The 14,743-nt window shown below is 41.9% G+C and carries 12 protein-coding genes; all 12 read left to right on the top strand.

Annotated elements, in window-relative coordinates; translation table 11 throughout:
* The first annotated feature begins 5 nt into the window (after positions 1-5).
* Positions 6-794 carry a PP2C family serine/threonine-protein phosphatase gene (locus OU793_RS04875; protein WP_140103956.1) on the top strand — a complete coding sequence of 263 codons (789 nt, stop codon included), beginning with the start codon at positions 6-8 and terminating at the stop codon, positions 792-794.
* Positions 791-1,912, top strand: coding sequence for a type VI secretion system protein TssA (gene tssA / locus OU793_RS04870; RefSeq protein WP_005480330.1), 1,122 nt, complete (start codon positions 791-793; stop codon positions 1,910-1,912). The genes OU793_RS04875 and tssA overlap by 4 nt, the downstream gene beginning before the upstream one ends.
* Before the next feature lie 15 nt (positions 1,913-1,927).
* Positions 1,928-2,458, top strand: a complete 531-nt coding sequence (gene tssB / locus OU793_RS04865; RefSeq protein WP_005463809.1) for a type VI secretion system contractile sheath small subunit — start codon at positions 1,928-1,930, stop codon at positions 2,456-2,458.
* On the top strand, positions 2,458-3,951 hold the full coding sequence (gene tssC, locus OU793_RS04860) for a type VI secretion system contractile sheath large subunit (protein WP_005463811.1): 1,494 nt from the start codon (positions 2,458-2,460) through the stop codon (positions 3,949-3,951). Before tssB ends, tssC (OU793_RS04860) begins: the two co-directional genes overlap by 1 nt.
* A 55-nt stretch (positions 3,952-4,006) precedes the next feature.
* Positions 4,007-5,518: a type VI secretion system contractile sheath large subunit gene (gene tssC, locus OU793_RS04855; RefSeq protein ID WP_180760786.1), complete on the top strand. Its 1,512-nt coding sequence runs from the start codon at positions 4,007-4,009 to the stop codon at positions 5,516-5,518.
* A 10-nt stretch (positions 5,519-5,528) separates the two neighbouring features.
* Positions 5,529-6,326 (top strand): type VI secretion system accessory protein TagJ, encoded by a 798-nt coding sequence (locus OU793_RS04850; RefSeq protein ID WP_025794357.1) that lies wholly within the window; start codon positions 5,529-5,531, stop codon positions 6,324-6,326.
* Between the two features lie 8 nt (positions 6,327-6,334).
* A complete protein-coding gene (gene tssE, locus OU793_RS04845) occupies positions 6,335-6,799 on the top strand; it encodes a type VI secretion system baseplate subunit TssE (RefSeq protein WP_015313304.1) in 465 nt (154 codons plus the stop codon).
* The gene (gene tssF / locus OU793_RS04840; RefSeq protein ID WP_029830958.1) at positions 6,796-8,619 is read left to right on the top strand and encodes a type VI secretion system baseplate subunit TssF; all 1,824 of its coding nucleotides are present in this window, start codon (positions 6,796-6,798) and stop codon (positions 8,617-8,619) included. The genes tssE and tssF overlap by 4 nt, the downstream gene beginning before the upstream one ends.
* On the top strand, positions 8,616-9,581 hold the full coding sequence (tssG, locus tag OU793_RS04835) for a type VI secretion system baseplate subunit TssG (protein ID WP_005499019.1): 966 nt from the start codon (positions 8,616-8,618) through the stop codon (positions 9,579-9,581). The genes tssF and tssG overlap by 4 nt, the downstream gene beginning before the upstream one ends.
* Positions 9,582-9,591: 10 nt before the next feature.
* A complete protein-coding gene (tssH, locus tag OU793_RS04830; RefSeq protein WP_159404350.1) occupies positions 9,592-12,159 on the top strand; it encodes a type VI secretion system ATPase TssH in 2,568 nt (855 codons plus the stop codon).
* 205 nt (positions 12,160-12,364) lie between these two features.
* On the top strand, positions 12,365-12,844 hold the full coding sequence (locus OU793_RS04825) for a type VI secretion system tube protein Hcp (protein WP_005375967.1): 480 nt from the start codon (positions 12,365-12,367) through the stop codon (positions 12,842-12,844).
* Between the two features lie 57 nt (positions 12,845-12,901).
* Positions 12,902-14,737, top strand: coding sequence for a type VI secretion system tip protein TssI/VgrG (gene tssI / locus OU793_RS04820; protein WP_159404349.1), 1,836 nt, complete (start codon positions 12,902-12,904; stop codon positions 14,735-14,737).
* The last annotated feature ends 6 nt before the right edge of the window (positions 14,738-14,743 follow it).

The following is a 14,743-nucleotide window of genomic DNA, read 5'->3' as shown; positions in this document are numbered from 1 at the left end:
AAAGAATGAATTGGAATTATTTTACTTTTGCTAAAACTCATGCAGGTAAAGTTCGTCCTTATAATGAGGATGCGTTACTGGATATGACTGAACAGCATATTTGGGTTGTTGCTGACGGCATGGGCGGCCATAGCGCTGGCGATATCGCGAGTCAAATGCTGGTCGACAGAATTGCACGCCATATGCAAGACGTGCCAAACACCAATATAGATGATATTCGCGTTGCAGTGCAGAAAGCGAATTTTGAGATCTATCAATATGCTCAAATGAACTTAGATGGAAAGACAATGGGCACAACATTGGTGCTGTTGTTTATTCAGGATGGTTATTACCACTGCCTATGGGTTGGTGATAGCCGTATTTATCAACTAAGAAACGGTACTTTTGTACAAAAAACTCGTGACCATAGCCAAGTGATGGAGTTAGTTGAACAAGGCTTGTTGGCATTTGAAGACGCAGAGTCCCATCCATTAGCCAATGTAATTACCCGAGCTGTTGGGGTTGATGAGATGGTGACGATAGACCAAGTATCGGGACAGCTTGCGGATGGTGACCAGTTCTTGTTGTGCAGTGATGGACTTTCCAAGGAACTAAGCTGTGATGAAATGCATAAAACTCTATGTGCAGATTCAGTTAACCAAGCTGGTTTGGCATTGATGCACTCTGCTCTGGTGCGTGGCGCTAGTGATAACGTGACGTGTGCGCTCATTAAAGTGCGTCAAGAACCTAGTGAGTTTGACTCCGCTAGGCGAGATGATGCGACTATTCCTGTGTTTTTGAGGGGGAGAGTATGAGTAACACGATGTTTGATTGGTATGAGCAAGTCCTTGCACCAATTTCGGAAGACAATCCGACTGGCATTGATCCAAGAGAGGATGTCTCTCCTCAGTCTGCTTATTATCGACTTAAAGATCAGCGAATGGTGGCAAGAAACGCAGAGCGAAACGCCATCATCGAAGAAGAGAGTATTCATACACATAACAACTTATGGCGAGTTTTTGTTGAAGAAGTACCAGAAGTTCTCGCTACACAATCAAAAGATTTTGAGTTTGTTGCCTGGCTAATAGAAGCATTAACTCGGCTTTATGGTTTTAGAGGCATGGGCGTAGGCTACAAAATTGCTAGCGCGTTTGTTGAGTCATATTGGGATGAGCTGCACCCAATGCCTGATGAAGACGGCATAGAAACGCGGATTTCTGCCATCACCGGACTTAATGGTATTGATAGTGAGGGAACGCTGATCTTTCCTCTTGCCTCGATTCCATTGACGGATATGGGTGTAGAGCAAGCTTATGCATATTGGGAATACCAACAAGCTATTGAACTCGAGCGCTTGGACGAAGACAAGCGAAGAGCACGAGTAGATCAAGGCGCAATTGAATTGTCGCGTATCACTGACACTGTGAAATCAACTTCTGATGAGTTTTACCAGTCTCTGATTGCAGATCTCGAGTTCGCTACAGGTGCTTTTAATGAGTTCAGTCAGAGACTTGATGACGCTGTAGGGGATGTAACGCCTAGCTCATATATTTCAAAAAGAATTGAATCAATACACGCGGCACTTAAGCACTTGTTGGGTAATCGTTTTAAGGATAAGGCTGAGGTCTCCATTTCTGACGAAAATGGTGATGAAGAGTTAGAAGAAGCAAGTCAACAAGCAGTTACTCACAACTCATCTGCGTTATTAGTTACAAACATGCAATCTCGAGAACAAGCTATTCAACAGTTGCAACATGTGGCGGACTTTTTTAGAGAAAGCGAGCCTCACTCACCAGTTTCTTACTCCATCGAACAAATTATTCGTTGGTGTGGAATGCCTCTGCCTGAATTACTGGCGGAACTAATCTCCGACGGAGACGCAAAACGAAGCTACTTCCGTTTGGTTGGCATAGCAGAACAAAATGAAAATTAATAAAGGGAGAATGGTATGACGAGTATCCACTCGAAACTTTCACGAGTACGGAAGCCTCGTGTTCACATTACCTACGATGTTGAAACCGAAGGAACAACTTTGAAAAAAGAGCTTCCTTTTGTGGTGGGTGTTATGGGCGACTTTGCAGGCCAAAATACCGAAGCATTGAAACCATTAAAGGATCGCCGTTTCATTCAAATCGATCGTGATAACTTCGATGATGTACTTAAAAAGATGAGTCCATCGGTTAAGTTCAAAGTCGCAAACAAGTTAGCAAATGACGATTCTGAATTTGCGGTTGAACTGAGCTTTAAATCGATGCAAGACTTTGAACCAGCAGCGATTGTCAATCAAGTAGAACCATTGCGTCAGCTGATGGAAACTCGTAACAAACTGCGAGACTTGATGACTAAAGTCGACCGTTCGGAAGAACTTGAAAACATCCTAGAAGAAGTTCTCAACAATACAGACAATTTGGCAAAACTAGCTGGTGAGCTAGATCTTGGCAAAAAAGCGCCATCAGAAAGTACTGAGGGAGCAGAATAATGACGACTCAAGTTGAAAAACAACTCGATCCTACGGTGGGTGAACAAACCACTTCATTTCTTGAACAGGCTATTGGTGCGACGAAACAAACAGAAGCATCGAGAGCAGAAGAGCTGATCAAGACACTGACTGAAGAAGCGATGAAGGGGACGGTTTCTTGGAATAAAAACCTAACCGTAACTTTCCGTGAAGCGATTAATTTGCTTGATAGACAGATTTCAGAGCAGCTTTCTGAAGTTATGCACCATCCTGAGCTACAAAAGTTAGAAGGCTCATGGCGTGGGCTGAATTACTTAGTCATGAATTCTGAGACAAGTTCTACGCTGAAAATTCGCATGATCAGCATCACGAAGAAAGAGCTTCATAAAGACTTAAGTAAAGCGGTTGAATTCGATCAAAGTCAAATCTTTAAAAAAGTGTACGAATCTGAATTTGGTAGCGCTGGTGGTGAACCGTATGGTGCTTTAATTGGTGACTACGAGTTTACAAACCATCCAGAAGATATTGAGTCTTTGCGTTTAATGTCGAATGTTGCTGCTTCGGGTTTCTCACCATTCTTGTCTGCTGCTTCTCCTGCGCTATTTGGTTTTGATGAGTGGACAGAACTATCTAAACCGCGCGATTTAGATAAAGTCTTTGAGTCGTTGGAATATGCGCAATGGCGCTCTTTCCGTGAAAGTGCAGATTCTCGTTTTGTAAGCTTAACGATGCCTAAAGTATTAGCTCGCTTACCATACGGCCAAGCTACCTCTCCTGTAGAAGCGTTTGGCTTTGAAGAGTTTGATGTGGATCCTGTGTCGGGTATCGCCGTTAATGCTGATCACAATGATTATTGTTGGATGAACTCATCGTACGTGCTTGGCGTCAAACTGACGGATGCATTTTCTAAGTATGGTTTCTGTACTGCTATTCGTGGCGCAGAGGGTGGTGGTCGAGTTGATAACCTACCAACACACTTCTTCATGAGTGATGATGGTGACCCAGATATGAAGTGCCCAACGGAAATTGGCATTACAGACCGCCGTGAAGCGGAATTGGGTAAACTGGGTTTCTTACCTTTGTGTCACTACAAAAATACGAACTATGCCGTGTTCTTTGGTGCTCAAACTTGTCAAAAACCAGCAAATCATGAATCTCCAGAAGTGGCAGCAAACGCGGCAATTTCAGCAAGACTTCCTTACATGATGGCAACCTCTCGTTTTGCACATTATTTGAAAGTAATGGCTCGAGACAAGATCGGTAGCTTTATGGAAGCAGAAGACGTTGAATCTTGGTTGAACCGTTGGATTCTTGGCTATGTGAACGCTTCTGAAGGTGGCGGTCAAGAAATTCGTGCGAAATACCCTCTTGCCGACGCTCGCGTACAAGTTAAGGAGATTCCAGGTTCTCCTGGTTCTTACAACGCGGTTGCTTGGCTCAAACCATGGCTTCAAATGGAAGAGCTAACCACGTCTTTAAGACTCGTTGCTAAAATTCCTCAGTCGGGTGGCTAAATAGAGTTAATGGCTGGTCACTTCGACCAGCCATTCAGCCAAGCTTATGGTAGTTATGACGAAAATAGATGCATTGAACTTTCTAGACCCAGAGGAACTCACACACGAGTTTACACCGATGGGCCTGGCTGAGTTTGACAGTCATTGGTTGACTAAATTTGTTGAATGTTCAGATTCAATACTTGCGGCACGAATTTGGTTGGAAGGCACGCAATCTAAAGATTTTGCGAGTTTTCGCCATAGCATTGTGAGCTCGATTAATACCATTGACACACTATTACAGAAGCAGCTCAATGAGATCATTCATCATCCAGATTTTCAGAAATTAGAGTGCAGTTGGGTAGGCGTTCGATATTTATGTGAACAAGTTGATAAACCATCGTCTGACTCCGTAAAAATTAAAGTTCTATCTGCAACATGGAATGAAGTAAGTAAAGATGCGCTCAAGGCTATCGAGTTCGATCAGTCTGCCTTGTTTAAATTGCTCTATCAAAATGAATATGGAATGGCCGGAGGAGAACCCTTTGGTGTGGTTGTTGGTGATTATCAATTACGTTATGACCCGAGAACAAATTATTTTGATAGAGATATCTCTGTGCTAAGCAAGATATCTCAGTCTGCTGCTGCGGCATTTAGTCCATTTGTAATGTCTGCGTCTCCTGAAATATTCGGTGTGAACACATTTGCCGAACTTTCGTCGACTCGAGACGTTGCGGCACAATTTGAACAAATTGATTATGTCAAATGGAGACAGTTGCGAGATAACGATGATACCAAGTTTATTGGCTTAACCGCTCCTAACGTGCTTTTTCGACAACCCTACAAAAGTGATGGTTCTCGAAACGATCAATTTGAATTTCAAGAGAATATTGACGATTCAAATAACGATTTATTGTGGGGAAGTGGAGCCTTCTGTTTTGCTGCTGTTTCGATTAGAGCATTCCAAGAGCACGGTTGGTTTACTCACATGCGAGGAATAAAACAGGGGGATTATAGTCAAGGCATTATTGTTGCTCCTACAAGAAACAAAACGCGCATTAATGGCAAAAATGACAGAGATAGATGCCCTTTAAATCTAAAAGTCTCTGAGCGTAAAGAGCAAGAACTGTCTGATTGTGGATTCATTCCGATTTCACCAGTTCCTGAAACAGACATGGTCGGCATGACTTCCAATGTTTCGTTGTATAAGCCAAAACTGTACGAAGAGAAGCATGTTGCGACTAATGCAAAACTCACCTCAATGCTCCAATACACGATGTGTGTATCGCGTATAGCACACTACGTCAAAGTTATGGGGCGAGACAAGATAGGTGGTTATCAGGACGCGGCATCGCTCGAGAGGGAGTTTCAGACTTGGTTACATCAATATACAACGGCTTCAGACGAAGCTTCGGATGAACTCAGAGCTAAGTACCCATTGAACGAAGCGAAGATCAAAGTTAGAGAGAAACGCGATACGCCAGGGCACTTCTACTCGGTGATACATTTACGCCCTCATTTTCAGCTCGACCAAATGGTCTCAAGTATCAAATTAATTACGGAATTATCACCAGAACATTTGGTGTAAGGAAAGAAATATGACTTTGTGGAAAAATGTCTTATCTGAAGGGCAGTTGCAACAAGCTTTAGAACTACTAATCGAAGCAATAAAGGCATCTCCAAAGGATGCCAGTTTGAGAAGCTCTTTTATTGAGCTGCTTTGTATTGATGGTGATTTTGAGCGAGCTGATGAGCAACTGATGCAGTCTATTAAACTGTTTCCTGAATATCTTCCAGGCGCTAGCCAGTTAAGACATCTGGTTAAAGCTGCTCAAGCGCGAAAGGATTTCGCTCAAGGTGCGGCAACCGCGAAGGTATTGGGTGAGAACGAAGAACTAACTAAGTCATTGGTTAGCTTCAACTTATCAATGGTGAGTCAAGATTATGAACAAGTTTCTGAACTTGCTCTTCAAATCGAAGAACTGAGACAAGAAAAAGGCTTTTTAGCTAATGATACTTCGTTCTCAGACGTGCGGGATATTGATGATCGTTTAGGTGGTTACATTGAGCTGTTTTCTACCGCAGGCAACTACTTCCTCGTCCCTATTGCTAGCATCAACACTTTAGAAATCAAATCTGCTACCTCTTTGCTAGAAAGTGTTTGGCGCCCCGTTGAGTTTGACATTGACGGTTTAGGTGAAGGTGAAGGCCATATGCCGATGACTTACGTGGATTCAGAAAGTGATGCTCAGAAACTAGGTCGTGAAACGGACTGGAAACAAATAGCAGACGAAGAAGTTTACTTAGGTTTAGGTCTGAAGTGTTGGCTTGTCGGTGAAATGGCGCTGCCGATTTCTGACTTACAAAATCTACAAGTAATAAAAGAGTTGGCGTAAGAACAATTATGGCTTTAACGGTTTCACTGCTAGACAAGTTGATTGATAGCGACCCAACTACCAGAGAAGAAAAAGATTTTCCTGTCAGTCAGCAACACATGCTCAATGGTTTGTTAAGAGACTTAGAGTCGATGCTTAATAGTCGTATTGGTTGGAAAAATATTCACGAAGACTTTTTAGAAGTTAGATACTCAATTCTGAACTATGGGTTACCTGATTTTTCTTCAATGCCTTATAGCAGCCAAGATGGACAAAGTCAGTTGTGTGACATCGTTTATGAAGCTATTCGGGAGTTTGAACCTCGGTTAAGAAATCCGCACGTTCAAATTTCTGATGAAAAAAATGCGATAGATCGAACCTTACGGTTAGAAATTAGCGCAACTTGTTTGATTGATAATGATATCCACGAGTTGAAATTCAATTCGGAAGTCGAGCCTGTGAACTTAGGAATGAAGTTGAGTCGAGCGAAATGAGTGAAGAGTTTCTAAAATACTACAATCGTGAATTGGCCTATCTGCGACACAAAGGACAAGAGTTTGGCGAGCAATATCCTAAAATTGCGGCTAGGTTACGTATCAGCGAAGAACAAGTTGAAGACCCACATGTTGAACGTTTGTTGGAAGGTTGTGCTTTTTTAACCGCTCGGATAAGACAAAGTCTGGATAACAGTTACCCACAGTTTACGGAATCACTGATGGGACAGCTATATCCGGACTTTCATGCGCCAATTCCTTCGATGTCAGTGATCAAATTGAACTGTTCAGAGTCAACCACTAGTTCATTTGCTATTCCTGTGGGTGAAAGAGTCGAAGTTAGCGCCCCTGGATATCAAGATTGCCAGTTTCGAACCTGTTACCCGACAACAATGTATCCACTCGATATTATCTCTGGTTCATTTGAGAACGCGCCTTTCAAGCCTACTGGCTCCAAGTGGGAGCACAATGCGCACTCTGTACTAAGGTGTCAGCTGTGTGCTCATGATTCAGAGTCCTCTATCAATTCCATGGGTATTGATTGTTTGCGTTTGTACTTAAATGGACAGACGCAATTAACACTCAAGCTATATCAAATGTTATTCCAAAGTTTGATTGGTCTTTCAATCGTATTGGATGGTAAAGAAATCATGCCTCTAACTAAGAGGCATCTTCAATCGGTTGGTTTTGGGGACGAGGAGCAAGTCGTCCCTTACAGTAAGAGAAGTTTTTCGGGATCTCGTTTATTGGTCGAGTACCTTCATTTCCCAGAAAAATTCATGTTCTTTGACTTGATTGAGCTCGGCTTAGATAAGTTACAGATTCAAGGGCAGGTCGAGATTTGCTTTTACTTCGATACAAGCGATGACTGGCTACCAAAGCAAGTAGACGAGGAAAGTGTCATGGTTGGCTGTGTTCCCATTGTAAATCTGTTCAAATCAACCATGGAACCTAAACGTCTCCTTCCAACAGAGTACGAGTATCAATTATCTCCTCAGTACCAAGATGCAGAGAGTAATGAAGTTGTCTCGATTTCTGATGTGACCTTGAGAAACTGGAACAAAACTTACGAGCACTTACCCTGCTACCATTCAGGAGAACACACGCACTACATGAGCGCGAGTGAAGTGTATTGGTTAATGAGACGAGAGGATAAAAACTGGGCCGGTGGCTACGATGAGCCTGGTCGAGAGACTTATGTTTCTTTTGTTGATAAGCAATACCAGTTGTTCAGCCCTGAAAGCAGAGATAATTGGCTGATGTATGTGGAAGCTGAGTGTTGCAATCGTAATTTGCCACAAAAAATTCCATTTGGTGGCGGGCTACCAAAGGTTCAGTTACCCAATGTTGATGATAATTTTAAATCAATCAGGTGCTTAACGTCTCTCTCCGAAACGCTTAGACCAGAGATGGATGAAAGCACACGATGGCAGCTTACCAAGCTATTAACATTGAACAATTTTACTGAAGCTGACGGCTTAGCAACGTTAAAACAAACATTGAACTTGTATGCATTTGCAGGCACTGCCGAAACAAAAGCCGTTATAGATGCTCTAGTCAAGCTAGAGTTTGAACATACAACCGGTAGGGTTAGTCAGAAAGGAAAAGTTGGTTTTGCACATGGAGTAAAGCTGGTTCTAACAGTATCCGATCAGATACTGCCAAAAGAGCAGATCTTTTTATTGGGTAGCGTGTTATCTGTTTACTTTACTCAATATGCGGAGATTAACGTGTTTACGCAGTTAGAGATTAAGTTGAAATCAACCAGCAGCTCCTTTCACGTATGGCCTGCGCTGACAGGTGATAAGGTGTTGTTATGAGCTCAGAGGACTTCTACCGCGAGCTAAAGCAACGTTCTTTGTTTGAAGCTATTCATCTTATTGAGCAAGAGCTTTTGAAAGTTGAATCGCAAATTGGAACAGATGCATTACCAAAAAACGAGAAACTTAACTTAAAGGTCAATGCGTCTTTAGGGTTTGAGAATGCGCAACTCGTTTCTACTAAACCATTAGGTAAAGATAAATTAGCGCTTGAGACAAATTTGATTGGTTTGACGGGGGAGCAGGGAGTACTGCCTCAGCATTACAGCGAGTTTGCATTGAATCGACTGAAAGAAGGCGATCATGCGATGGTGGACTTCTATGACATTTTTAACCATCGGCTTTTATCCCTCTATTATCGAAGTTGGCAGTTGAGTCAGTTAACCATACAAGCGCGTGCGCATGCAAAAAATCAGCGTTCCCCATTAACTGATTGCATGTCGTCATTGACTGGCGATGGGAATGATCTAGCACTGCATTATGGCGGCATGTATGCATCTCCAACACGAAGTAAAGGTGCATTGAAGAGCATTTTGGAATGTTTGTCTGGTTGCCAAATTCGTATTCACGAGTTTCAAGGTCAATGGATGCGACTGTCTAAATCTGAACAAACTCGTTTGGCATCGAAAAGTATGCCCGAAGGCCAGTTTGCACAACTCGGTGCTGGTGCGTCACTAGGGAAAAAAGCCTGGAATATCAATGCAAGTACAACAATTGAGTTTCTCCCAAAGGAAAGTAAGCAAGTCAAAAATCTATTACCCAAGACCAATACATTGAAAACGATAAAACGGGTAGCAGGTGACTTCATTGGCAAACACAAGAACGTTAAGTGGCAACTTACGACTAAACATAGTCTATTGCCTCAAGTTCAAATATCTAAGCAACAAGGTCAGTTAGGTGTCGGCTCTGTACTGAAAAAACATGAACGTACGGAAGATCGCAACATAACAATTACGGTTTAAAGGAAACATAATGGCTTCATTATCACTTTCAGCGTTGGTCGAAAGATTGTCTCCGCAAGCGAAGGAAACGCTAGAGCAAGCGGCGGCAATGGCAAGTTCGCGTACACATCATAGTATAGAGTTGACCCACTGGTTGTTGGCGATAGTTCAACATCCATCCGGTATTTATTCAGAAGTGTTTGAAGCTTTTGATATTGATGAAAGAAAAGTCGAAGAACAACTGCAAGCTCAGCTTGAAAAATACAAAACGGGATGCCAAACCGTCCCAGGCCTTTCTGCTCATACTGTAACCATGATGCAGAATGCTTTGATGTGCGCAACGATAGAGTTTCATGAAGAACAAGTGAACTGTATCCACTTACTGTTTGCGTATCTTTCTGATGACACGCTAGTGAATATGATGAACGCTATTAGCGCGGAGCTAGACAAAGTCGAACCATCTCGCCTAGTCGCAATGAAAGAGCATGCGGGCGATGGTGGAAACAATACTTCTAAGGCGACGAGTAGCTCGAACTCAGCATTGAATCAGTTCACAACGGATCTTACTGAGCAAGCTAAAGCTGGAAAAATAGATCCTGTTATCGGTCGCGACAATGAAATCCGCTTGATGATCGATATCTTATTGCGTCGCCGCCAAAACAATCCGATCTTAACGGGTGAGGCTGGTGTAGGTAAAACTGCGGTAATTGAGGGGCTGGCGCACAAAATAGTGGATGGGGATGTTCCTCCGGCTTTACATGATGTTGCCATCAAATCACTCGATCTTGCTTTGCTTCAGGCGGGTGCGGGGATGAAAGGGGAGTTTGAAAACAGACTTAAAAATCTCATTCGAGAAGTTAACGAATCTTCGCAGCCAATCATTCTTTTTATCGATGAAGCTCATGGTCTAATCGGAGGTGGTGGTCAAGCGGGACAAGGTGATGCTGCTAATATATTGAAACCAGCGTTGGCTCGAGGAGAGTTACGGACCATCGCTGCAACTACTTGGGCTGAATACAAAAAATATTTTGAGAAAGATGCCGCGTTAACGAGGCGCTTCCAGGTTGTGAAAGTAGACGAGCCGACTCCTGAGTTAGCGGTAGATATGCTTAGAGGCTTGGTTAACATCATGGGGCAACATCATGATGTTTATATCACAAGCCAAGCACTGAATGCTGCGGTACAACTTTCTGCTCGCTACATCAACGGACGCCAACTACCAGATAAAGCAGTATCGGTATTAGATACTGCATGTTCGCGTGTTGCATTGAGCCAATCTGCCACTCCGGGCGCGTTGGATAGCAAAAAGAAAAAGCTAAACATCAAAGAAGCGGAGTTTCAACAACTTTCCAAAGAGGCTCTGTTAGGCGTAAGTCACGATGAACAGCTTAATAATATTCGATATGAGATCGATGAGTTATCTAATCAAGTCATAGAATTAGAGGCAATTTGGGAACAAGAAAAGCAGTGGGTTCAAGAAGCTAAGTCCTTGAGAGCTAAGGTGATAGAAGAGAATGCCGACTGTGACAAAGAGCGATTACAGGAAATCGAATCGAACTTAGCGCTCAACGCGCAACCTTTAGTCTTTTCTCATGTGAATGAATCTTTGATTGCTGAGGTAATTTCTGATTGGACAGGTATTCCACTTGGAAAATTGCAAGATGACGAAATTGAAGCGGTTCTTAACCTAAAAGATAGCTTGTGCGAGCGAGTGGTGGGGCAAGATCATGCTCTAGAAATCATGTCCGAAGTGATCAAAACAGCAAGTGCCCAATTGACGGATGAAACTAAACCTAATGGCGTGTTTTTATTAACTGGCCCTAGTGGTGTCGGAAAAACGGAATCCGCTCTTGCTATCGCAGAGAAAGTTTATGGGAGCGAAGACAACGTAACCACGATCAATATGTCGGAATTCAAAGAAGAGCATAAGGTTTCATTGTTGTTAGGCTCTCCTCCTGGATATGTCGGATACGGTGAGGGGGGCGTTCTAACGGAAGCCGTAAGGCGTAAACCTTACAGTGTGATTCTGTTGGATGAAATGGAAAAAGCGCACCCCGGTGTGCAAGATATTTTCTATCAAGTGTTTGATAAAGGCTCCATTAAAGATGGTGAAGGTCGAGATATCGATTTTAAAAACACCATCATTATCATGACGGCGAATACTGGCACAGAAACCACAATGTCTCTCTATGCAGATCCAGACTTAGCGCCAGAACCGGAAGCTCTAAAAGAAGCGCTTAGAGATGATTTGCTAACAGATTTTAAACCTGCATTTTTGGGGCGAGTTAATGTATTACCTTACTTGCCTCTCGGAAAAGAAGTCCTAACGGAAATAACTAAGTTAAAACTCAACAAAGTATCTAACCGTATCCGAAAACATTATTCGGCAGGGTTATATTTTGATGAACAACTAATTAATGACATTGTAGACAATAGTAATGAGTCAGGAAGTGGTGCTCGTGTAGTTCAAACCACCATTGAAAATAATTTACTTCCTAAAATTTCTCATGAAATATTGAATGCAATTCTTAATGGTAAGACGTTCGATGAAATTAATGTTAGAGGTTCAATTAAAGAACTAGAAGTCTCACTTATTTAACAAGTTTAACTCTGTAAATAATAATTGAGAGTTGCTTCATAATAACTATTATTAGTTATAAATATCGCTTAATTTAAATCTAATTTAAAGATATAAAGGAGCGTATTTAAAATGAAGTTTTTGATACATCAATCATTAATTATCATTATTCAGATAATTTAATTAATACGAAATATGTCAATTAATAATGCTCTAGGAGATTAGCATGCAGTCTAATACGTATCTTAAATACGCAGATATTAAAGGTGAAGCGACAGCGGAACAATATAAGGATTTAATTACACTACTATCTGTAGATTGGAGTGTTGGTCGTGAAATTTCTTCTTACACGGGTACAGCAATGGACCGTGAAGCAAGTGCAACACGCCTATATGATTTAACTATCACTAAACTTCAAGATCGTTCGTCTCCTGATCTATTCAAGGAAGCAACAATCGGTAAAGGTAAACCTGCAGTATTCCACATCACTAAGCAGGGTGAAAAAGTTGAAGAAATCATGAAAATCGAACTGACTGATGCGATGATTTCTAACTACTCAGTATCGATTCAAGATGATCGCCCAGTAGAAACTATCACAATTTCATACACTGAAATGATGATGACAGTGACACCTACTGATGACAAAAACAACACTTCTGCTCCGTTGGTTTACGGTTACAGCGGTGTTAAAGGTCAACAAATGTAATTTATTGTGCGGAGGGGTTATCTCCTCCGCCATTTCAAAAGGAAATATAAGTATCCAATGAAAAAAGCAAGTCAAGACAACAACTTTATCCGTATTTCTTCTCCGTTTGGAAAAGATGCTCTAATTCTCAATTCGTTCGAATATAGAGAAGGGATCTCGGAGCTTTTTTCATTGCGTGCTAAAGCTTATTTTAATGATCAAAAAAATGAGCTCAATGAAATCGTGGGTAAAGAAGTAACGATTTCAGTGGAAAATAGTAGTCGTGTTTCTAAAAGTCCGCGTTTTTTCCATGGCATTGTCTCTGCTGCAAAGCTCGAAGGCCAGAGAGTGATGAATTCTCATAATGGAGAAAACTACAAAAATATTGAAATTATTGTTGAACCGAAAGTTAAGTTCGCAGCGTACAGAAATAATTGTAAGATCTTTCAGAAGAAAAATATAAAAGACATTATTTCCGAAGTGCTTTCAGAGCATGGTGTTGCATTTAAATTTGAACTAAAAAATACGTATCCCCAATATTCCTACAAAGTTCAGTATGAAGAATCTGATCTTGCTTTTGTTCAGCGCCTCCTAGCCGAAGAAGGGCTCTCTTTTTGCTTTAGTCACTCTAAATCATCCCATGTCCTAGATATTTTTGATGATGTAAGCTTTTACAAACCCAGTCCTGAGTTTATGGTCGATTTCGATACAGGCAGTTCAGAGTCGAGTCACATTTCTGCTTGGAACGAAACACAAGTTATAACGACTAAATCAAGCCAGAAGTCTGGCTTCAATATGCTAAAACCAGCCTCACAACCCAAAAACGTAGCTGCTGGTGATACTGCACTGTTTACCGTACCTGCGAGTGAGTATTTTGAGTATCTGGGTGAAACAGAAAGTGACGATCAGTACTCGCTTCGAAACACTCACGCAATTGAATCCCTTCAACAGAACGTTTATCTATGTAGCGGAGAGGCGAGTTGTCGAACCTTTTCTGTGGGTAAATGTTTTAAGTTCAAAAAACACGAAGATAAATCGCGAGTAGGAAAAGAATATGTCTTGGCCTCTGTGACGATTTTTGCTTCTGTGTTTAATCAAACTGGTCTGGGTGGCACCGCTTCTCAAGGTGTTCGTGTTGCGTTTACTTGTGTGGACTCTAAAACCATTTTAAGGCCGGCGGTTACTTACCCTAAACCGCAAATTAAAGGTCTTCAAACAGCCATTGTGACTGGTAATAAAGACGGTGAGGTATACGTTGATAAACATGGCAGAATAAAAGTACAGTTCCATTGGGATCGTTTGGGTAAGTACGATGTAAATAGTTCGTGTTGGATTCGAGTTGCTCAAAGTGTTGCCGGAAATGGATGGGGTGCGGTGTTTCATCCTCGGGTAGGGCAAGAGGTTATCGTAGAGTTTGTGAATGGCGACCCAGATCAACCTATTGTCACGGGTGCGCTGTATAACGGGAGCCAGTTGCCCCCGTATTCTCTTCCAGAGAAAAGTTCTCAAAGCGGTTTTAAGTCCCGCTCAGTTCAAAAAGGAAACGCCAATTTCAACGAGTTACGCTTTGAAGATAAACCTGGCGAAGAACACATTTACCTTCACGCAGAAAAGTTGTTCCAAATGTTAGTCGAAGACTGCGTGGATATTGTGGTTGAAAACAATAAAGTTGAGAAAGTAACCAACGATGTCACTCAAGACGTTGGAAAAAATGCGATGTTAAAGGTGGGAGAGAACTATACCTCTGACACTGGAAAAGTGTTGTCCCTCAATGCAGGGAAAAGTATTGAAATTAAAGTCGGTGGAGCCTCAATTCAAATGTCGAGTTCTGGCGAAATCAACATTAAGGGCAACAAGATTTCTATCAATGGCTCTGCAATCGCATTGAAAGCAGGACAAATCTCTTTGAATTAAGAGGGA

It is taken from the genome of Vibrio sp. VP6, assembly GCF_028823755.1.
In the GTDB taxonomy this organism is placed as follows: Bacteria; Pseudomonadota; Gammaproteobacteria; order Enterobacterales; family Vibrionaceae; genus Vibrio; species Vibrio parahaemolyticus.
Note: the sequence above shows the minus strand (reverse complement) of the source record. Positions and strands in the feature narration are given on the sequence as shown.

Coding starts and splice junctions, on each gene's coding strand:
- OU793_RS04875 (WP_140103956.1), top strand. CDS start 6: ATGAATTGGAATTATTTTACTTTTGCTAAAACTCATGCAGGTAAAGTT.
- tssA (WP_005480330.1), top strand. CDS start 791: ATGAGTAACACGATGTTTGATTGGTATGAGCAAGTCCTTGCACCAATT.
- tssB (WP_005463809.1), top strand. CDS start 1,928: ATGACGAGTATCCACTCGAAACTTTCACGAGTACGGAAGCCTCGTGTT.
- tssC (WP_005463811.1), top strand. CDS start 2,458: ATGACGACTCAAGTTGAAAAACAACTCGATCCTACGGTGGGTGAACAA.
- tssC (WP_180760786.1), top strand. CDS start 4,007: ATGACGAAAATAGATGCATTGAACTTTCTAGACCCAGAGGAACTCACA.
- OU793_RS04850 (WP_025794357.1), top strand. CDS start 5,529: ATGACTTTGTGGAAAAATGTCTTATCTGAAGGGCAGTTGCAACAAGCT.
- tssE (WP_015313304.1), top strand. CDS start 6,335: ATGGCTTTAACGGTTTCACTGCTAGACAAGTTGATTGATAGCGACCCA.
- tssF (WP_029830958.1), top strand. CDS start 6,796: ATGAGTGAAGAGTTTCTAAAATACTACAATCGTGAATTGGCCTATCTG.
- tssG (WP_005499019.1), top strand. CDS start 8,616: ATGAGCTCAGAGGACTTCTACCGCGAGCTAAAGCAACGTTCTTTGTTT.
- tssH (WP_159404350.1), top strand. CDS start 9,592: ATGGCTTCATTATCACTTTCAGCGTTGGTCGAAAGATTGTCTCCGCAA.
- OU793_RS04825 (WP_005375967.1), top strand. CDS start 12,365: ATGCAGTCTAATACGTATCTTAAATACGCAGATATTAAAGGTGAAGCG.
- tssI (WP_159404349.1), top strand. CDS start 12,902: ATGAAAAAAGCAAGTCAAGACAACAACTTTATCCGTATTTCTTCTCCG.